Origin of the sequence: Streptomyces sp. NBC_00984, assembly GCF_045162475.1 — a bacterium.
GTDB lineage: Bacteria > Actinomycetota > Actinomycetes > Streptomycetales > Streptomycetaceae > Streptomyces.
In genome coordinates this window covers 671,033-688,994 of the sequence record NZ_CP108735.1, presented here as the reverse complement: position 1 = coordinate 688,994, position 17,962 = coordinate 671,033, and the positions used below count along the sequence as shown (strand labels likewise).

The 17,962-nt window shown below is 68.3% G+C and carries 20 protein-coding genes and 2 pseudogenes; 8 read left to right on the top strand and 14 right to left on the bottom strand.

What is annotated here, in order from left to right:
- Nucleotides 1–226 precede the first annotated feature (226 nt).
- Complete coding sequence (locus OG520_RS43285) at nt 227–424, bottom strand: hypothetical protein (protein ID WP_362453520.1); 198 nt, start codon at nt 422–424, stop codon at nt 227–229.
- Between the two features lie 332 nt (nt 425–756).
- Nucleotides 757–1,305, bottom strand: a complete 549-nt coding sequence (locus tag OG520_RS43280) for a hypothetical protein (RefSeq protein WP_331749172.1) — start codon at nt 1,303–1,305, stop codon at nt 757–759.
- Between the two features lie 255 nt (nt 1,306–1,560).
- On the opposite strand from OG520_RS43280, the pseudogene OG520_RS43275 reads away from it, so the two are divergent.
- Nucleotides 1,561–1,928: pseudogene (locus tag OG520_RS43275) on the top strand (universal stress protein); the annotation flags it as partial.
- Nucleotides 1,929–2,531: 603 nt separating this feature from the next.
- Here OG520_RS43275 and OG520_RS43270 read toward each other — a convergent pair.
- On the bottom strand, nt 2,532–2,930 hold the full coding sequence (locus OG520_RS43270) for a transposase (protein WP_406016770.1): 399 nt from the start codon (nt 2,928–2,930) through the stop codon (nt 2,532–2,534).
- A gap of 261 nt (nt 2,931–3,191) precedes the next feature.
- Here OG520_RS43270 and OG520_RS43265 point away from each other — a divergent pair, with 261 nt between their 5' ends.
- Nucleotides 3,192–4,436, top strand: coding sequence for a PP2C family protein-serine/threonine phosphatase (locus OG520_RS43265; protein WP_331749166.1), 1,245 nt, complete (start codon nt 3,192–3,194; stop codon nt 4,434–4,436).
- 8 nt (nt 4,437–4,444) lie between these two features.
- Here the strand turns inward: OG520_RS43265 and OG520_RS43260 are convergent, their stop codons facing one another.
- Both OG520_RS43260 and OG520_RS43255 read right to left on the bottom strand, forming a co-directional pair.
- Nucleotides 4,445–4,747: a hypothetical protein gene (locus OG520_RS43260; protein WP_406016769.1), complete on the bottom strand. Its 303-nt coding sequence runs from the start codon at nt 4,745–4,747 to the stop codon at nt 4,445–4,447.
- On the bottom strand, nt 4,744–5,781 hold the full coding sequence (locus OG520_RS43255; RefSeq protein ID WP_331749597.1) for a Ku protein: 1,038 nt from the start codon (nt 5,779–5,781) through the stop codon (nt 4,744–4,746). Before OG520_RS43255 ends, OG520_RS43260 begins: the two co-directional genes overlap by 4 nt.
- Nucleotides 5,782–6,046: 265 nt before the next feature.
- Here OG520_RS43255 and OG520_RS43250 point away from each other — a divergent pair, with 265 nt between their 5' ends.
- Complete coding sequence (locus OG520_RS43250) at nt 6,047–6,265, top strand: hypothetical protein (protein WP_331749159.1); 219 nt, start codon at nt 6,047–6,049, stop codon at nt 6,263–6,265.
- 137 nt (nt 6,266–6,402) lie between these two features.
- Here the strand turns inward: OG520_RS43250 and OG520_RS43245 are convergent, their stop codons facing one another.
- The 5 genes from OG520_RS43245 to OG520_RS43225 form a co-directional block, all read right to left on the bottom strand.
- The gene (locus OG520_RS43245; protein ID WP_331749157.1) at nt 6,403–6,591 is read right to left on the bottom strand and encodes a hypothetical protein; all 189 of its coding nucleotides are present in this window, start codon (nt 6,589–6,591) and stop codon (nt 6,403–6,405) included.
- A 191-nt stretch (nt 6,592–6,782) separates the two neighbouring features.
- The gene (locus OG520_RS43240) at nt 6,783–8,399 is read right to left on the bottom strand and encodes an NAD(P)/FAD-dependent oxidoreductase (RefSeq protein WP_331749155.1); all 1,617 of its coding nucleotides are present in this window, start codon (nt 8,397–8,399) and stop codon (nt 6,783–6,785) included.
- 69 nt (nt 8,400–8,468) lie between these two features.
- Nucleotides 8,469–8,948, bottom strand: coding sequence for an SRPBCC family protein (locus OG520_RS43235; RefSeq protein WP_331749151.1), 480 nt, complete (start codon nt 8,946–8,948; stop codon nt 8,469–8,471).
- Between the two features lie 559 nt (nt 8,949–9,507).
- On the bottom strand, nt 9,508–10,035 hold the full coding sequence (locus OG520_RS43230) for a DNA polymerase ligase N-terminal domain-containing protein (protein WP_331749149.1): 528 nt from the start codon (nt 10,033–10,035) through the stop codon (nt 9,508–9,510).
- Between the two features lie 501 nt (nt 10,036–10,536).
- Nucleotides 10,537–11,007, bottom strand: coding sequence for a universal stress protein (locus OG520_RS43225; RefSeq protein WP_331749146.1), 471 nt, complete (start codon nt 11,005–11,007; stop codon nt 10,537–10,539).
- Between the two features lie 186 nt (nt 11,008–11,193).
- Between OG520_RS43225 and OG520_RS43220 the strand changes: the two genes are divergently transcribed.
- The 3 genes from OG520_RS43220 (at nt 11,194) to OG520_RS43210 (ending at nt 12,697) form a co-directional block, all read left to right on the top strand.
- Nucleotides 11,194–11,406, top strand: coding sequence for a hypothetical protein (locus OG520_RS43220; RefSeq protein ID WP_331749648.1), 213 nt, complete (start codon nt 11,194–11,196; stop codon nt 11,404–11,406).
- 220 nt (nt 11,407–11,626) lie between these two features.
- Nucleotides 11,627–11,953 (top strand): plasmid stabilization protein, encoded by a 327-nt coding sequence (locus OG520_RS43215; RefSeq protein WP_329449489.1) that lies wholly within the window; start codon nt 11,627–11,629, stop codon nt 11,951–11,953.
- 186 nt (nt 11,954–12,139) lie between these two features.
- Nucleotides 12,140–12,697: a hemerythrin domain-containing protein gene (locus tag OG520_RS43210; RefSeq protein WP_331749143.1), complete on the top strand. Its 558-nt coding sequence runs from the start codon at nt 12,140–12,142 to the stop codon at nt 12,695–12,697.
- Nucleotides 12,698–13,047: 350 nt separating this feature from the next.
- On the opposite strand, the gene OG520_RS43205 is transcribed toward OG520_RS43210, so the two are convergent.
- Nucleotides 13,048–13,464, bottom strand: a complete 417-nt coding sequence (locus OG520_RS43205; protein WP_331749140.1) for a CBS domain-containing protein — start codon at nt 13,462–13,464, stop codon at nt 13,048–13,050.
- Between the two features lie 554 nt (nt 13,465–14,018).
- Between OG520_RS43205 and OG520_RS43200 the strand changes: the two genes are divergently transcribed.
- A complete protein-coding gene (locus tag OG520_RS43200; RefSeq protein ID WP_331749137.1) occupies nt 14,019–14,390 on the top strand; it encodes a hypothetical protein in 372 nt (123 codons plus the stop codon).
- A 703-nt stretch (nt 14,391–15,093) separates the two neighbouring features.
- Nucleotides 15,094–15,303, top strand: a complete 210-nt coding sequence (locus OG520_RS43195; RefSeq protein ID WP_072488979.1) for a hypothetical protein — start codon at nt 15,094–15,096, stop codon at nt 15,301–15,303.
- Nucleotides 15,304–15,313: 10 nt separating this feature from the next.
- Here OG520_RS43195 and OG520_RS43190 read toward each other — a convergent pair.
- The 3 genes and pseudogenes from OG520_RS43190 to OG520_RS43180 all read right to left on the bottom strand — a co-directional run.
- Nucleotides 15,314–15,705, bottom strand: a pseudogene (locus tag OG520_RS43190) (ornithine decarboxylase); the annotation flags it as partial.
- Between the two features lie 204 nt (nt 15,706–15,909).
- Nucleotides 15,910–16,584, bottom strand: a complete 675-nt coding sequence (locus OG520_RS43185; protein ID WP_331749132.1) for an HAD family hydrolase — start codon at nt 16,582–16,584, stop codon at nt 15,910–15,912.
- Nucleotides 16,585–16,640: 56 nt separating this feature from the next.
- Nucleotides 16,641–17,606, bottom strand: coding sequence for an LLM class F420-dependent oxidoreductase (locus OG520_RS43180; protein ID WP_331749129.1), 966 nt, complete (start codon nt 17,604–17,606; stop codon nt 16,641–16,643).
- Nucleotides 17,607–17,962: the final 356 nt, after the last annotated feature.

Sequence of the window (17,962 nt, the reverse complement as noted above, 5' to 3'; positions counted from 1 at the left end):
TGGCGTTCGTAGCGGTGGTTGAGTCTGCGGTAGCCAGGACGTTGGGTCGGCCGCGCGGTGAGGTGCTCACCATGGGGCGAGTCCTGTTCCGCGCGGCCTTCCGCTGAACCGGACTGTTTTACGTCGTCGGCTGCTGCGTCCGTGAGTGCCGCGGTGGGCCAGAGCTGGGTACGTTCATCCTTGCGCGACTGGGGGGGGGTGAGACCGTACGCCGGCAGCAGTCCGCTCAGGTGTTCAGCAGCCGGTTGAAGAACGACCGGTAGCGTTGCAGAGCGACACGCAGTTCCTCGGTCGGTACTTCCTCGCCCCGCTGCCACTGCCCTTCGAGCCCCTGCTTGTGGTCGGAGAAGGTCCGGGCGAGTGCCTGCATCACTTCCGCGACCAGGGTGTCGGCAGCGCTGACCGCTTCGCGGGGGTCATCCACGAAGTCGCCCTGGATGCGCTGCCACCGGCTACGGAACGCCTCCTGTTCCTCGCCGAGAAGAGGCTCATTCCCGTCCCCGTCTGCGCCTGTGGCGGCCGCATCGGGCCCCGCGGCGGACGCCGGTGCGTGCCGGGTCCCGTCCTCGCCGCCCGGAAGGCGGCTGGGGTCAGCCGTCGTGGCTTCGCCCGGAAAGGTCGGTGGAACTTCGGTCGGGGCCTCGCGGGCTTCCGGAGCCGGGGCGCCCTCACCGCGTAGATCGTCAGTGGACAGTTTGCCTGCATCGGACCCGCGAGGATCCCGATGTTCCGTCGCCATAGCTCTTCCTCCATCCGTTACTCCCGCGGCCGCCCACCGTTGTGAAGCAGCTCGTCGAACAGAGCCCGGTAGTGGACCATCGCGCCCCGTAGCTCTTCCGTGGTCGCCTGATGACGGCTGCTGCGGTCGCTGACCTCATGGGCGGTGCGGTAGCTCTGCAGAGTGCGGCCGTGCTCGACCGACAGATCGCTGGCCTGCTGCTCGAACCCCTTGGTCGGATAGCCGCGCTCGCTCATCAGCGCGGTCACGAGCCGGTCGGCTTCGTGGACCGCGTCGTCGGGGTGGTCGACGAACCGCTCCTGCGCCTGACTCCAGCCCTGGGCGTACTTCTCCCGGTCCGCCGCCGAGAGCGGCTTGATCTCCAGAGCGTCATGGCGCTGTTCCCGCTCCCGCAGTTCGTGTTCCGCGGCCGGCCGGCTCTGTTTCTCCTCCACGAGCCGCTCGTACTCTGGGCCGAACTGTTCCTTCAGATGGCGTCTGCGCGCGACCTGCCATGCCACGAGTGCGCACACCAGCAAGATGACCACTACCGCGACAATGATCGCTATGAGGGTTCCGGTCGGCATGGCTCCTCCGCTCGCCGATCACCGAGAAACGAAGAACTGCCGGAGATGCCATGCCCCCGTCACCATCTCCGGCGGAAACCGCCGTTCGTTCTACCGGTAGCGCCATCGATCGCCGGGAGACTGTGTTCACCCTCGTCCCCAGGCCCGGAGCGAAACGACAGCGACACACTCCCATCTCGCGTGGGCTCCTCTTCAACTGTGTCTGCCACAAGCCAGTGCAGCAACTGCTGGCAGTCCGTCGTGATCGCATTTTAGGCGGTCGAATTCGCCTTCGCCGGGGCGGCGCTGCGCGGCGCTGAGATCGTGGGAGTGCACGCGTGGCTGCCGGACTACTTGCTGGCCGGTACGGGGCCGAGAGCGCGGAGCGTCTGCTGGCCCAGGCACTCGCTGGCCGCAGGGAACGGTAATCCGGATGTCGCGGTCAGACACGAAGTGCTGAGCGGCGAAACCCGCGAGACATTGATCGAGGCGAGCCGGACCGCCCAGCTCGTGGTCGTGGGAGCCAGGGACGTGGCGGTTTCGCCGGCCTGCTCTTGGGTTAGGTGAGCCAGTCACTGCTGCACCACGCGCCGCACTGCCCCGTCACGGTTGTCCGCGGTACGGCTGTCCGCGGCACGGCATGACCAGCCCCACGGCGCGGTGAGGGCTGCCGCCGCGCGAGTTTCCCACCGTCAGGCGCCGCTCAGGCCAATTCCGACCAGGGCGGTTTGTTCGTCTTCCACGCGTCGAGCCAGAGCCATGTGGCACCAGAGCAGGAGGCCCGGTTATTCGCCCGGTCGAGAAGCTGTCCAACCTCAGCCGCGCCCGCAGCACTTTCGAGACCACCATCGTTCGTTCATGCCCGGCGGCCTGGACCGCAGACAACGGCGGACCTCGCCGTACCGCCGGATGGTCTACGTAGGGTTTGGTCAAGGGAATGTGGGCTGGTTGAGTGGATGAGTCGTCCGGTCCACGGAACCGAACCCTCACCCCGGCCGAGGCCGGACGGCGACTCCGCCCCCGCACTCGGGAGGGGGCGGAGTCAAGCTGGGTCCGAACTCGCCCTGAGCACTCCGCCCCCTGTCTCCAGCCACGGCTATGGCTGAGACGGGGGCGGTTTCGTGCGTCCCCGTCCGTCCCGCCGGCGACGTCGCCACTTGTACTGGACCGGTTCACGTCCAGGACTTGGCAGAGCCGCTTCACCTCGTAGGTGTTCCGATGGTCGTCAACGAACTGGAAGCGGCTCCTCACCAGTTCGTCTCTCCGGCGAAATACTTGGCCGCCTTGCGAAGGATGTCCCGCTCGGTGGCGAGCTTGCGCTCACTTGCCTCGAGCTCGGCCACCCGGGCCTCCAACTGCCGCACCCGCTCGTCCGGATCAGCGGACGGCACCGCCTCCCGAGGCTGGGCTCCCGGCTTCGCAGTCTCGGCGGTGATGCCACGGCGTTCGCGGTCTCTCAGCACCCACTCACGCAGGGTCGCCCGGTTGACGCCCAGGTCAGCAGCGATGCTCTTGTAAAACGCCCCGGGTGTGGACTCGTACAGGGCCACGGCATCGACCTTGAACTCGTCCGAGTAGTCCTTCATCGCCATCGGCGGTCTTCTCGCTTCCTCCGGATCAAGAAGATCCAGTATCAGCGTGTCCACCACTCAGGGGGAGGGCCCCGAGGCCCCATCGCCTTGCCTGCGCCGGGGCGCCGCCCTTGCAGCAACCTCACTGACACAGCCTCAGCCCGATACCGGTCCCGTTTGCACTGATGGAGTGATTCACCGGCCGTGGAAGCCCTCACAGCCGGTGAGTCAGCTGTCGGCGGCGATGATCAGGGGAGCGAATTTCTGGGGCGATGGTCGATGCCTCATGTAGGTGAACGATTGCGGCCGGTCAGGCCAGAAGGGGCGGCTGCGGCTGTGGAGGAACGTGAGCGGCGGCCTGGCAGAAAGGTGGTGGACCGGTCGGAGGGGTTCGGTGAGCGGCTCCTCGGTCTGCTGCTGGACCGTGCGCATGCGATGCCGCCGCAGTTGATCGCTCCGATGATCGCGGAGGAGGTGGCCGGCATCGGTGGCCGCGACGTCTCGATCCTCCTGCAGGACTACGGGCGCGAACTGCTGGTGCCACTGCCGGGCCAGAGACTCCTTGTCGGCGAGCCCCAGGAGATCGCTGACTCTCCGGCCGGTACGGCGTTCTTGCGGGCCGCCCCAGTCGAGGTCTGGCAGGCGGACGGCGTGCGGATGTATCAGCCGTTGCTGGACGGCAGCGACGCGGTGGGCGTGCTGGGCCTGACCCTGGACGCCGTCGATGACGACGACCGGCGGCTGCTGCGCCGTCTGGCGAGTCTGGTCGCGGACATTCTGGTCACCAAGCATGCCTATACCGACCGGTTCTTCCAGGCCCGCCGCCGCGAACCGATGAGTGTGGCCGCGGAGATGCAGTGGTCCCTGCTGCCACCGCTGACCATGTCCGTGCCACAGGTCGCTGTAGGCGGAGCGGTCGAGCCCGCATACGACATCGCCGGCGACAGCTTCGACTTCGCCCTCAATGACAACATCCTGCACGCGGCGGTCATCGACGCGATGGGCCACGGCCTGGACGCCGCGACGATGGCGACCGTCGCCGTCGGAGCCTACCGGCATGCCAGACGCGCCGGCGTCGGCCTGGCGGAGAAGTACCGGTACATGGACCAGGCCATCGCCGAACAGTTCGGAGCCGACCACTTCGTCACTGCACAGATGATGCGCCTGGACATCACCACCGGCCTGTTCCAATGGGTCAACGCGGGCCACCCCGTACCCCTACTGATCCGGGAAAAGCAGGTGATCCGCCAGCTGGAAGGCCCGACCACCCTGCCCGTCGGCCTCGGCGGTACATGCCCCCCCGTCAGCCACCTCCAGCTCCAACGGGGCGACCGGGTGCTGTGCTACACCGACGGGGTGATCGAGGAACGGGACGCACACGGACAACCATTCGGCGAACAACGGCTCATCCGCTGCGTCAACCAACTCGAACACCGGGAAGGAGGAATGCGGGCCGAGGCGCTCCAGCTCTCCCAAACTCTCAAACAGGAACGCGGCGGGTCCACCAGTGATGACGCAACCCTCTTCCTGATCGAATGGCGCGGGGAAGCCGCCGACCACCTCACCACCCTGCAGAAGTGAAGATTTTCTTAGGCATTGCGCACGGCCTGCTCGATGTCGTTGCGGTCAAGGCCCTCATTCTTCGCGTACTGCGTGATCGCTTCCTGCAGATCGTGCTCGAGGTCACGCCACGCGCGCCATGCCGTCTCGTAGGTCGTCGTTTTGCGCCTCGCTCCGCGGCTCAGTGGCCGGTGGCCCCAATCGCTGGCGCAGTTCCATGACACGCACGTGCGCCTCGTCCGTTGCGCGCCGCATGCCGACCCGCTCTGCCAGGGTGTCTGCCACGCCCGAACCGGGGGCGCCTGCGCGAAACCGGACGGATTGGTAGTCACGCAGCGCTCTTTACACGGCGGTGTCCGTCCCGGGCGAGCGCGTCGATGAGCTCGTCCCGGCTCATCTTGGAGCGGCCCGCGATGTCCTGCTCGGTGGCCCGCTGGTACAAGTCCGTCTTGCTCAACCGCCGTAGCTCGCTCCTGCCTCCGCCCTGACCGCGGGGTGTCGCCGACGCACGGGCTGCCTTCGACGGGGCCTTCTTGGTGGCGGTCTTCCTCTTCGCTCGCGGCTGGCCCGCTTTGCGGGCGGCGATCTTCTTCTGCCGCGGCTCGAGCGGCTCCTCCTCCCGGGAGCCCTGGGCCTGGTCGAGGCTGCCCTGCAGGAGTTCCATCAGGTCGTCGACGTTGGTGGCCTGCGGTGCCTCCTCCGCCGCTGCGATCTCCTCGCCCTCGGCCTTTGCCCACACCAGCTCCCGCACCTTCTCCTGATAGGTGTCGTGATACCGGGCCGGATCCCACGGCGCGCCCAGAGCGTCGATCAGCTGCATCGCTATGTCCCGCTCCTTGCCCTTGCTGGCACGGCCGGAGGGCAGTTCGGGTAGCTCCTGGCCGGGATCGCGGACCTCGTCCGCCCAGTGGAGCGTCTGCAGCACCAGGAGCGTGTCCTCGGCACGCAGCACGGTCAGGTACTGCTTGCCGCGCATCACGAATGTGGCGATGCCGGCCTTGCCCGCCTCCGCCAGCGCCGCCCGCAGCAGCTCATAGACCTTGGTGTACTCCTTGCCGCGAGGGGCGATGTAGTATGTGCGGTCGAAGTAGACCGGATCGACGTCGCCCAGGTCGACGAAGTCGCTGATGTCGATGGCCTGGGAGCGCCCAGGCGCGATCTCGTCCAGTTCGTCCGGCTCGGCAACGACGTACTCGCCTTCGGCCACCTCGAAGCCCTTGACGATGTCCTCGGCCGGCACTTCCTTGCCGGTACGTTCGTTGTCCCGCCGGTTGCGGACCCGGTCGGCACTGCCACGCTGCAGCTGATGGAAGTGGACCGTGTGGTCCCCGACCGCGGTGTACAGGCCGACCGGCACGCTGACCAGCCCGCGTCCGCTTGTTCGGCGCGCTGCCTGCGAAGCCGCTGATCGGCCGTCGTGACAGGTCTTGCGGGCCTGGGCGAGCTGTTCCTGCCTCACGGCGCTGCTCAGCGAGTTCGTCCTTCGCCCGTGTCCGCGAAGACCGCGGCGCAGTCGGCGCTCGTGCCGGCTTCTGCGCTGCGTCAGCTGTCGACCGGATGGCCGATGCCGAGTCCGGCCGCCTGATCGTTGATCCTCATCCTGCAACCGTGAACACGAGAAGAGACGGCGAGTGGAACAGCGGCGCCCCCTCCCCCAGCCCGCACACGACGCTGTCGAGCCGCTCAATGAGCACGGAATAGGGTCGGGAACCGGCCTCTACACGGCCGACCAGGCAGCGGTCGTGGTCACACCGCTCGTCGCCCAGATCTACGCCGCGGCAGCAGAGCTCGCCGGACTCGCCGAACATCTCCTGGCACTCCAGAAGCACCGATATACCGACGGGCCATAAGCAGCGAACATGCGGTGTGCCGCCGGACGTCACCACCGCGCGGGCCCCCGGTCAACCGCAGCTCGCGGCAGAGGCTGGCGCTCGTTGCCTGAGGCTGGATGGGCGGCGCATTTCCTTGCGTGACCCTCTGCGTACCGTTATCTCTCGTCGGCACGGGCCTTCAGGCGGGCAAGGATGCCATTTGTGCTGGCCATGTCTTCAGCAGCGACGATCTTCTGCACCTCTTTGCGGCGGGTGCGTTCACAGTCCGGGCACAGACTGCACTCCGTGGGCCGGTAGCCGTCGACCACCGTGCGAGGCTCGACGTCGGCCTGGCAGGAGGCCACGCCCAGACCATGTCCAGCCGGGCCAGTTCCTCGCGCCGGTGCTGCTGCTCCAGGGCGTGGGCGGCCTCATGCTCCTGGCGGCGCGGCGGGTGTTCAGGTGCGGCTCTTGGGCCTGGGAGCGCTGTAGTGTCCCCCACCCATGGGACCTGGCCGTAGACGGGACGAGGGCCCGGTTGACGCGGAATGTGCCATCAGAGCGGCCCTTTGCGGTCGCGGGGGGTCAGCCGGCTCTGGAGGTGAGACAGGGCGCCGGTGCGCTGCCGGCGCAGGGCGGCCCGTGCGGCGTTGGCTCCAGGGGCGCCATGAACTCCCCCGCCCGGGTGCGCGGAGGCCGAGGCGAGGTAGAGCCCCCGGACGGGTGTCTCCGCACGGCCGGTGCCGGGTGTGGGGCGGAAGACCAGCTGCTGGTACATGGCCGTGGTGCCACCGTTGATGGCGCCTCCGTGGAGGTTGGCGTCCATGCTCTCCAGCGTGGGCGGGGCAAGGATGCGTCGGGCTCTGATGAGGCCGCGGAAACCGGGGGCATAGCGCTCGACCTGCGCCTCGACGCGGTCCGCCATCGTCTCCTGCTCCCGGGCGTCCCAGGAGCCGGTCAGCCCGTCGTCGCCGGCATCGCCCCGCACCCGGTGCGGTACGTGCGTGTAGGCCCAGGCGGACTCGGTGCCCTGGGGCGAGCGGCTGGGGTCGGCGGTGGTCATCTGTCCGAAGAGAGCGAAGGGCTCGTCGGGGACGCGGCCCATGGCGATCTGCGCGGCAAAGCGAGTGAGGCCGTCCACGCCCTCTGCGAGGTGGACGGTTCCCGCCTGCGCGGCCTCGGGGCAGGTCCAGGGCACCTGTCCGTTCAGTGCCCAGTCGACTTTGAACGTGGCGAAGTCCCACTGGAAGCGCTTCAGGTCGGCGAGCAGCCGCCGGGAGAGGTGCCGTTCGGCCACCAAGGAACCGTAGAGAGCGGGCGCGGACACATCGGCCAGGACCGCCCTGCGAGCTGCTACCGCCTCGCCGCCTGTGGTGCGGACGCCGACGGCCCGTCCTCCGCGGACGACGACCTCGGTGACCTGTTCCCCGCAGCGGATTTTCCCGCCGCGGCGCGCCAGGCGGCGGACGAGAGCGGCGGTGAGCGCCCCGGCGCCGCCGGTGGGAACGGGGAAGCCGTAGGTCTGGCCGAGCATGGACATGAGCCAGCCGAAGCCGCCGCTGCCCGCCGCCTCCGGTGCGAGGTCCGCGTGCAGGGCGTTGCCCGCGAGCAGGAGCCTGCCGCCCTCGCCGCGGAACTCCTCCTCGCCCAGACGCCGCACCGGCAGCACCATCGTTCGGGCCAGGCGCAGGCCGCCCGCCGCACGCAGCCGCAGCGCAAGCCGGGCCCCGGCGCGGACAGGAGGGAACGGCGTGAACAGGGCGTCGAGAATGTCGGGCCGCAGCGTCTCCCAGACCTCTCGCAGTTCCTTCCACGCAGCCCCGTCTCCAGGGGCGAACGCCTCCAGACTTGCGGCCGTCTCCTCCGGGTCACGGCTGAGAACTGCACAGCGACCGTCTCGCAAGGGGTGGGCGAGTACCTTCGGGGCGTGGCTCCAGGTCAGCCCCTCACGCTCCAGATTCAGGCCGGCCAGGACCGGGGAGGCCGTGGCCATGGGATAGAAAGCACTGAAAAGGTCGCTGGCGAACTCGGGGTCGACCCCCCGATCATGCCGGACCGCTCCTCCGGGCTCGTCCTGGGCCTCCAGGACCTCCACACTCCAGCCAGCGTCGGCCAGGAGGTTCGCCGCGACCAGCCCATTGGGGCCCGCCCCGATCACTACAGCGTCCGGCATGACTTGCTCCCGGCTCGGTGGGTGCTGCCGCGCCCGATGGCGCGGCTGTGTCCAGGTCTCGGTGCCGGTTCAGGCCTTGCGCGGTCGCGGCTGCTCGGGAGTGGGACGGGCCGAGCTTTCGGCCCCCTCGCACAGCCGGGCGAGACGGCCGAGCATCGCGCGGTGCCGCATTTGCTGCACCGCGTCCAGGAGCCCGTTGTGCAGGGCGCCCCCCGCACCGCGCAAAGGGTGCTCGTCGAAGACAAGCAGTGTGTGCTCGCCCCAGGGCCGCAGTTCCATCGCGATCCTCACGGTCCCCAGCGGCCCGCTGTCCGCCTCCAGTTCGAGGACGGCGGTCGGCTCGCTGCGGCGCACGACGGTCCGGTTGTGCAGGGTCAGCGGCCCGATGTTGATCTCGTATCGGAGGGCCGCCCCCAGCTCGGGCCACCTTCCTTCGTCCAGCTCGACCTGTGACGTGCCGACTACCCAGTCCCCGTACTGTTCGGCGTCGGACAGGACCCCCCAGACGTCCTCGGGGGGCTTCCTGATCAACCGGTGCCGTACGACCATGCGTTCCTCCGCCGTTCGAAGCGTCGCGTCCCTTGCTGCGCGTTCCCACGCTAGGCCCGGGTTCACACTCCCGCGCGGGGACAGCGGCCATCCCGGCGCCGCCGGTTGGCTGCCGGAGCGTCGCCGGCCGTGGCCCACCCAAGCTTCTGGCTACGGCCGCAAGCTGCACGGCGGCTACTCCCTCACCCGCTTCCGCACCGCCGATGGCGGCCAGCGCGAGCGTCAGCCAATTCTTTGGCTGCACCCCCCTCGGCCCCATCGGGATTTGTCCGTGTAGTCAGGGTGTTTGGCACCCCGGTGCTGGTGAGATGACGAGCAGCGCGGCCCGTGTTCAGGCGGAGGAAACCCGTTTTGCGCGACGCCGCCGGTCTGCACCTGCCCATGCGCACGCTGCACCCTTCGGTGCCGGTTCCATACCTCCTGGGGGATCACCCTCGGCGGCATCGCCGCCGCTACTCTCCTCGGACACGCCTTGGCGCCCCTGATCATGTCGCTCACCACGGCAGACGACCAGTATTCCCCGCGGTGGAGAGCGCAGGCGCGGCGCCCCCTTGGCTGATCAGTGACTCTGCCGACCCTTGGCGGCGGACCGTCGAGGAATGGCTGAACAAGGAACTGTCGGGCTGGCGTGCTGAGCCGTGGTGCTGGACATCGCCGCGAACGGTTTCCCGAGACCGGGGTGCCGTGGGAGACGCCCAGCGACGCGCACCTCGCCCGTCTCGCAGACGAGTAGCCCCGTGATGTAGGTGCCCTCGTCCCAGATGATCACGCTGCCCGCGCCGTACTCGCCGTCGGCGATGACGCCCTCAAACTCCCGGTATTCGAGCGGATGATCCTCGGTGGGCATGGCCAACCGCTTGTCGTGCGGATCGCTGGACGGGCCCTTCGGCACTGCCCAAGACTTCAATACGCCGTCCACCTCCAGCCGGAAGTCGAAGTGCAGAGCGGTCGCGTCGTGGATCTGCACCACGAACGAGGGCCGCACGTCCGACTCACGGGCGGTACCGGCGCCGCTGCCCTTGGGCTCCGTGGTCTTCGAGAAGTCACGCCGCCGCCGATACTCGCCGAGACCCTTCCTGGCGGTCATGGTCACCTCCGACATCGCCCTCAGGCGACGGGTTCTGGCGCCGGTACAGGCCCGGGAAGGGGCCCGGGCTCAGGGTGCGGCTCGGGCCGCGGTGCGGGCGGCGGCTGGGGATCGGGCTCGGGCTGCGGCGGTGCCGGGGGCACCGGATCCGGCCCGCCCGGCGCTGGCACCGGGCCCGGCAGAGGCCCAGGGTGCGGACCGGGGCCCGGGCCCGGCGCCGGCGTCGGGCTGGGCGGAACGGGATCGTTCGGCGGCGTGCCCATGGCCGCAGTCCGCTCACGGCTGTCCCGCAGAGGCGGGGACGGCGGGGGATCGGGCTCCGGGGCCGGGGCGGGCGTGGGTGCCGGTCGGGGCGCCTGGGGATCGCCGGGCCACGGGCGCGTGGGAGGCGCCGGATGCGGATCCGCGGGATCCCGGGGGAAATGGGTGGTAGGCAGACCAGTCTTCGGATTCGTCATGGTTGCGTCCAGTTGCAGATCAGGAGACAGGTGGCGGTGCCGGTTAGCCACGGTCGGTGGTTTCATCGTCACCCGTCACGTCCGGGCGAACGATCACAACCGGGCAAGACGCGTGCGCAGCGCATTGCTGGCTGACCGAGCCCAGCAGCAGGCTGGCGAACCCTCCCAGGCCCCTGCTGCCCACGACCAGCAGCTGGGCGCCGACCGACGCCGCGATCAACGCTTGCGCGGCTCCGCCCCGCACCAGATGCTCTTCCATCGGTACCTCGCCGACCTGGAGCAGCACCTTCTGGATCTCCTCGGTCATGGCCTGTCTGCTCTGCGCTTCGTCAAACTCGGCGTCCACCGCCGGAGCCGACCAGCCGACCGCGCCGGGCAGCTCGTAGGCCGCCACGGCGTCCACCGTCGCCGCGATGAGACGTGCGTACCGCACCGCCCACCGGAGCGCCTCGTACGACGCCGGGGATCCGTCGACGCCCACCACTACACGGGGAGTCCGACCACTGCTGTCCATGACCTCATCCCTCCTCGTTCGACTTTCCCCTCCACTTCAGTCTTCCCCTCTCTCCTCGCGCTGGAGACCCGGTTTCACGGGATGCCATGCGCCTATCTCGAGCATCCTGCTTTCGTTCCGCCGTCCGGGTGACTCTCCGCCGTGTCTTCCGTGTCGTCGTGGGGCCTCCGGCTTCGGCACGAGGATGTGGCCGACTTTCCCGACCGGCAGGAGCCTTCCCATGCTCGAACACGCAAGCGCCGCAAAGACGGCAAGCACACGGAGATCACTTTCGTCCTGCCGGCGGATACCCCGCCCGGACCGGTCAGCGTCGTGGACGACTTCAACGACTGGCAGCAGGGCACGCACGAACTGCGGCCGCGCAAGGGCGGCACGCGCGCGGCACACCAGGGGACATGACCCGGAGCCAGCGGGGTTCCTTGCAGCAGTCCCGTAATCCCGTGCCGCTTGCCGGGCGTCGTTTTGCCCCCACCGCCGGTCCATGTGCTGTTCCGGGTGGCGTGGGGGGCGTGGGGGGCGTATGCGTGGAGTGGATGCGGTGGCCCCGTAACGGATGCCGCAAGAGCCGCCTCGCGGGCTCTGCCGCAGTAGGGGAAATACGAGGAATGGAGTGTGTGTGATGCCAGCGGGATCGAGTCGTAAGCGGGAGCGGCAGTACGAGCACATCAAGGAGAGCGCAGAAAAGCGGGGTGCTTCCGAGGGGCGTGCGAAGGAGATCGCAGCACGCACGGTGAACAAGGAGCGGGCGCGCTCAGGCGAGGCGAAGTCCGCGAGCAAAACGTCCACACGTGATCCGAAGTCTGCCTCGCAGCGTGGTGGTGAGCGGTCCCATCGTGGAGCGCAGGGGCCCACCAAGGACCAGCTGTACGAAGAGGCGAAGAAGAAGCACGTCGAGGGCCGCTCGACGATGAACAAAGAGGAGCTGCGCAAAGCGCTCGGTCATTGACCTCGCACGGACCACCGAGCAGGTCTTCTCTTGGGTGGGCCAGCCGATGGCGAGGGCGAGGATGACGCCCCCGTACGACCCCAAAAGGGCCGGCACATGGGCGGATATCTGTTTCGCGGGCCCGGGAATGCGTATTTCGCGCATCGGGATTCGGCCGCGTATCTGGACTGAAAGGCGGTATGCATCATGGGACATGGCGGCGATGTCATCGAAGAGCTGACGGCCGACCACCGTGAAGTGGACGAGCTTTTCGACCGGATCGAAGCCGTTCCGGCACGAGGCTCAGAACGCAGACGGCTCCTCGACCAACTGACCATTGAACTGGTACGGCACGCAGTCGCAGAGGAACAGCACCTGTATCCAGCGGTGCGAGCGCACGTCCCAGGCGGAGATGCGCTGGCCGACAAGGAAATCGACGACCACAGCCGAGTCGAGCAGCTTCTCAAAGACCTTGAAGGGATGGCTGCAGACGACCCCGAGCTCATCCACCTGTTCGTCAAACTCCGCACCGAGGTCCGCGCCCACGTCCAGGACGAGGAGAGCAATCTGTTCGTTCAGCTCCGCGCAGCTTGCGGACCAGAAGTTCTGGACCTCCTGGGGCAGGAGGTCCGTATGGCGAAGGAAACTGCTCCCTCTCGCCCTCACCCCGGCGCTCCGAGTTCCCCACTGGCCAGCAAGATCCTTTCGCCTGGGCTGGGCCTGGTCGATCGTGTCCGCGACTTCATCACCGGCCGCGGCGAATGAAGGCGCCACGCGCAAACCAGACCGGTCCCGGCCGCAGTCTCCGCGTGTTGAAGGGCGACGAGGTATCCCTAGTAGGCGGCCGCGGGGAAACTTGCTGGCGACTTCGGATTTCGTGATCGCCTTCGCGGGTCAGGTGCCGTTCCTCCTCCCGTCAACGGGCTTGGGTCCGGTGGGCGGGTGTGGCGGCGGGGGAACAGGGTCCGGTGGAGAGGGCATTGGTCCTGGTACCGGGTCCGGCGGGCTCGGCACAGGGCCAGGCGACGGAGGGACGGGCTCGGGGTGCGGGCCGGGTGGTCCCGGCGGTGGTGTTGTCACAATGCCTCCTCGATTGGCGCACAGCCCAGAATTGGTCAGGCGGCGGACAGTGCTTCGAGGAGGTCGCCGACAGCTGGATCGGGCAGTGCCCGGGCGACATCGGCCTGGGCGACCATTCCGACCAGCACGTGTCCGTCTATGACCGGCAGTCGGCGCACCTTGTGTTCGCTCATCGTCCGGAGAATCTCCGACGCATCGTCGTCCGCGCCAATCGTGACGGCCTCACCCTGCGCCAGCTCGCCCGCCTTGACCTCGGCGGGGTCCTTGTCCGCCGCAAGCACCTTCACTACGATGTCGCGGTCGGTGAGTACGCCCTTGAGGCGTTCGTCCGCTCCGCAGATAGGCAGAGCGCCCACGCCCAGTTCGGCCATCTTGTGGGCGGCCAGGAGCGCGGATTCGTTCGCCCCTATGCACTCGGCGTCCGGCGTCATGATGTCTCGCGCCGTAGTCATCACACACTTCCTTTCCGATGGACTTCGGTTCGGACATTGGCGTGGTCTCTCCGCGGCCCGTAGATCACAACGCGGGCACGGCAGCAGGCGCTGAGCGCCACCCCCGAAATCGCCGTCCAAATCCCACTCGACCAGCGCCCCGCGGGTAGCCCGGGTGGCGATTCCCGCACCCCGCGCGTATCCCTGACCGGGCCGCCGCATCCACTCCACCCATACGCCTCCAATGCCCCGCCCGCCACTGGGGCATCACGGCGAACACGCAGGGCGCTCACCGAGAGGCGGTGGGTGATGCGGCTGCGGGCCTGCTGACGGTCGTCAGGGCAGGCTAACGATCACGGGGACAATTGAGATCGGTACGAGCTGGCCTGGGGGTTTGGCTGTCGGGTGATCAGCAGGTCGTCGTGCGGACGGGGTCGCAACCCAAGAAGCAATAGGGCTCAGCAGAAGGAACGTCGTCCAACACGGCAGCCGCGACGTCGAGCCCAATTGCTCCCCCAGGTCGTAAGCGGTCACTCCGACCGCTGCGCGACCGGCGCCGGCGCAGACTGGGGTGTATGAACCCCTACGAGGGGCTGGCCACAGTGGAACGTACGGACGGGACTCTGGTCCGCGTGTGGGCCGAGGTCACCGTCGCCGCCGTCGTCCAGGAGCCCAGCCCGGCAGACGCGGACCGGCCGTGGACGGCCCGGTTGACCGCACCCGGCGGCGAAGCACTCCTGCTGAAAGGCGCCGTCACCCTGATCCTCAACTCCCGGACCCGCTGGCCCGCCGAGGTCACCCACACCCAACTGGCGTCCGGGCCTCACTCCGCGAACTGGACCGAGATCAAGGGCACCGGGCCCGCAACCACCCGCCCAGACGCCATCCCCGGCAGCCACGCCGAACGCAGTGACGACGCAGACGGCTCCCGGCATGGCATCGACTGATCGCCAGGGGCCGCCGCACAAACATGCGCGCCGGTTCTTTCCACAAAACGAAGCCACGCCACCAACAGCTCATCCGTGTAGTGGTCCCGGCCGATCCGCACCGCGCCGCGAGGAACTGGCAGATCCAGCGAGGACCACCAGGGCCGGCGACCTCAAGGCGCGCAAGCTGCCCTCGCCCGAGCCCTGGCCACGGATCACCGACTCGGGGCCCAGGAGCGCACTGGAGGCGCACCTGAAAGTCGAGGTCGGCGCGCAGGTGCATCTGACCTGGCGCCCAGCCCCGACACGGCTCCGTGGCCATGGACGGAGTTCCTGTCGCCACCGCTGTTCGACAGCCTCGTTGATCACGCTCACTGACTACCCGCTTGACGAATCTGATTCCACAGAATTGAGAGAGTGCAGGAGCAGCAGCTCGCCCAGCGACCGCTGGATCGCCGACGAGGAGCGCCGCGAGGCTGAGCGGCAGCAGGGCGAGGAGCGACGGCCGCCCACCCCGGGCTGAGTGGTGGAGCTCAGGATCGGGCAAGGTCACCGCCCAATAGAGGTGCACGCCGGGGACTGCTACGCCATCGGGAACGTCGCCAACCGGTCAGTCGCGAGTAGGCGCTCACCGCTCTCGCCGAGGGGTCCGGGCGTACGCGCACTGCCGGCCGGACACTGAGCTCGGGGTGCTGTGAGCTGCAGCCCGGCGCACCCTGGAAGGATGAGCGTCCCGATAGTTGTCCACGGCCTGTCCCGCTCTGGCGGGCGGAGGGTCGCTATCAAGGGGAAGGTCGTCGGGCTCGCCCGTAATGACAGCGACCTCGTCGAATTTCTGAGGCGTGCCGGGCTCGATGATGCCTGGGAACTCGTGGACGACCCGCACTGGATCGAATGGCGCGGCGGGCGGGCGCACTGGTACGAAGCAGCGTGACGTTTTCCGTGGGGGCCCACTGGGGATCGATCCACACGGGGCGGATGCCCGCAAAGCAAGAGACGACTGAATGGTGAGCATCGCGCCTGACCATCAGTGCGGCCCGGCGACGGAGAGCATGTCAGCCTTCACCGACAGCGAACTGCCACAGGTGGAGAAGAACTCGGCGCCCACAGCGTCGGCCATCAGCTTTTCTGCCCGCTCCAGGATTTCCCGGGACATGGTCCGGTCGTCCAGACTGGACACCGCCAGTACATCCGCACTGAAGAGTGTGTCCCCCCAGAACGGCTTCCCTCGGGTCGGCCCTCCGGCCCTGCTTGGGGCCGGGGGGAGTGAAAGGTCGTTGCTCCTGCGACTGGTATGCCGTCAGTGTGTCGAGGACTGGGGCTGTGAATGGTCCATGGTGTGCGGCTTTCTGGTGCAGGAGGGCGAAAACACTTCGAGTGAGCTGCCCGGGGAGGCAGACAGAGGCTCCGGGAGAAAGCCCGCGCGTGGTTGAAGTGGCCCGGAGCGTGTGTCTCCGAGCTGGAGGCCGGAATGTCCGCCGTACTGGGTCCGACGGTCGGCCCGTGCACCTGGCACAGTCAGCCCGTAATCCCTCGCTGTTCAGCCCGCGGCCCCGATCCGCGCGAACACGCTGTCGTCGAGGTGGGCGAGAAGATCGGCCGGGCCGGAATAGGTCTCGCCCGCTCCAGCCTCTTCGAGGTCCGCCCGGGGAATTCCGCCGGAGAGGAGAGCCACAGCAGCCACGGTGGCCCTGGTCGCCGCCTGCATGTCCCAGACGGAATCGCCTACATAGACGGTCTCATCCGGGGTCCCTCCGGCGATCTCCATCGCTTGCCGGATCGGCTCAGGAGCCGGCTTTCCCTCCTCCACGTCGTCCGCCCCCGCAATGTCCGCGATGACATCGTCGGCGTCGAGTGCCCGGCGCAGCGCTCCGAGTTCGTGGTCGGACGCGGATGTCGCAAGGACAACCGTCCAGCCCCTTCCCGCCAGAGTGCGCAGAAGCTCGGCCGCGCCGGTCAGCGCGGACAGTCGTTCGAAGCAGGTGGCGTACAGCGTCGTGTGCGCCCCGCTGATCCGTTCATCCTGTTCACGGTCCCGGTCCGCCCCGAGAAGGTGCTCGATCAGATCGTCCGAGCCGAGGCCGATGGCCTTGTGCACTGCTGCCATCGGCACTGTGTGGCCGGTCTGGCGGAACGCCTCCCACCATGCCACGACATGCAGGTAGTTGGTGTCCACGAGCGTCCCGTCCACATCGAATACAGCAGTTCGAGCCATGATGTGTCCTTCACAGTCCTGAGGCCGGTCACGTAGGGCAAGGAGGTCGGGGCCGCTCAGAGTTCGCGCAGGGCCGGCAGGAGCGTCTTCTGCGCCCAGCGGAGGAACGGCTGCTGCTGCGCACCTCCGATCTGGACGAGCGCGATCTCCGTGAAGCCCGCCTCGGTGTAGGCGCGCACGGCGTCGACGAACTCCGCGACGTCGTCGCCGCACGGAACGGACTTCGCGATGTCCTCGGGCCGGACGAACCGGGTGGCCTGACTGAACGCGGTCGTACCCGGCAGTTCGGAATTCACCTTCCAGCCGCCGAGCGACCAGCGGAACTGATCGTGGGCACGTCCGACTGCCGCGTCCCGGTCCTGGTCGTAACAGACCGGCAGCTGGCCGATTCGGGGCTTCCCGACACCCCCGTGACGGTCGAAACCAGCCAGTAGCTCCTTCTTGGCTTCCGTGGCGATGACGAGATCGGCCAGACGGCCCGCCAGCTCGCAGGACCGCCGTCCCGAGACCGCGATGCCGATGGGCACGCGCGTGTCGGGAAGGTCCCACAGTTTGGCATTGTCCACGTCGAAGTGGGGGCCGTGATGATTGACATAACCGCCGTCGAAGAGCGCTCCGATGATCTCCACCGCTTCTTCGAGCATCTCCAGCCGCACGTCCGCGGCCGGCCAGCCCGCACCAGTCACGTGCTCGTTGAGGTTCTCCCCGGATCCGAGTCCGAGCCGGAAGCGTCCTTCTGAGAGCAGTTGCAGCGTCGCCGCCTTCTGTGCCACGACGACGGGGTGGTATCGGGTCGTCGGGCAGGTCACGTAGGTCATCAGCGGAATGGTCGACGTGGCCTGTGCCGCCGCCCCCAGGACGCTCCAGGCGTACGGGGCGTGCCCCTGGGAATCCAGCCAGGGAAAGTAGTGGTCCGAGGTCACGGAGAAGTCGAATCCCGCCCGCTCCGCCGCGACCACGTCGTCGACGAGTGCGCGCGGCCCCGCCTGTTCGGTCATCATCGTGTATCCGAATTGCGCCATACAAGACGATTTTCCGGGCCGATGCTCCACCGAAACGCAGGTTCAGATCAATGGCCCAGCGAAAGGGCCCCACCGACCGTTGCCGCCTGTTTCGGCGCATTCTTGATACGGATTCAGCGTGGCGACCGCTTCTTCTTCGGTGCTCGGCCGCAGGTGCTTCCATGTGTCCGGCCCCCGCTTCGGTGAAATACGGACCTTCCGGCCGGACGGTTGGGGTGTTGTCCTCGCTCCACCATCCCCGAGGCGGACCTGGGCCGCCATTCAAAGGGTTCTTCGCCGTCTGCGGGACGCCACGCGACGCCGGGGCAGACCCAGTCAGCCTGAACGTGCCGCCGCCGCGGCGGCCCCTCGCCGCA

What these genes read in the sequence shown, in the direction of transcription:
- OG520_RS43280 (WP_331749172.1), bottom strand. Translation starts at nt 1,305, where the DNA reads ATGCCGACCGGAACCCTCATAGCGATCATTGTCGCGGTAGTGGTCATC.
- OG520_RS43240 (WP_331749155.1), bottom strand. Translation starts at nt 8,399, where the DNA reads ATGCCGGACGCTGTAGTGATCGGGGCGGGCCCCAATGGGCTGGTCGCG.
- OG520_RS43235 (WP_331749151.1), bottom strand. Translation starts at nt 8,948, where the DNA reads ATGGTCGTACGGCACCGGTTGATCAGGAAGCCCCCCGAGGACGTCTGG.
- OG520_RS43230 (WP_331749149.1), bottom strand. Translation starts at nt 10,035, where the DNA reads ATGACCGCCAGGAAGGGTCTCGGCGAGTATCGGCGGCGGCGTGACTTC.
- OG520_RS43225 (WP_331749146.1), bottom strand. Translation starts at nt 11,007, where the DNA reads ATGGACAGCAGTGGTCGGACTCCCCGTGTAGTGGTGGGCGTCGACGGA.
- OG520_RS43215 (WP_329449489.1), top strand. Translation starts at nt 11,627, where the DNA reads ATGCCAGCGGGATCGAGTCGTAAGCGGGAGCGGCAGTACGAGCACATC.
- OG520_RS43210 (WP_331749143.1), top strand. Translation starts at nt 12,140, where the DNA reads ATGGGACATGGCGGCGATGTCATCGAAGAGCTGACGGCCGACCACCGT.
- OG520_RS43205 (WP_331749140.1), bottom strand. Translation starts at nt 13,464, where the DNA reads ATGACTACGGCGCGAGACATCATGACGCCGGACGCCGAGTGCATAGGG.
- OG520_RS43200 (WP_331749137.1), top strand. Translation starts at nt 14,019, where the DNA reads ATGAACCCCTACGAGGGGCTGGCCACAGTGGAACGTACGGACGGGACT.
- OG520_RS43195 (WP_072488979.1), top strand. Translation starts at nt 15,094, where the DNA reads ATGAGCGTCCCGATAGTTGTCCACGGCCTGTCCCGCTCTGGCGGGCGG.
- OG520_RS43185 (WP_331749132.1), bottom strand. Translation starts at nt 16,584, where the DNA reads ATGGCTCGAACTGCTGTATTCGATGTGGACGGGACGCTCGTGGACACC.
- OG520_RS43180 (WP_331749129.1), bottom strand. Translation starts at nt 17,606, where the DNA reads ATGGCGCAATTCGGATACACGATGATGACCGAACAGGCGGGGCCGCGC.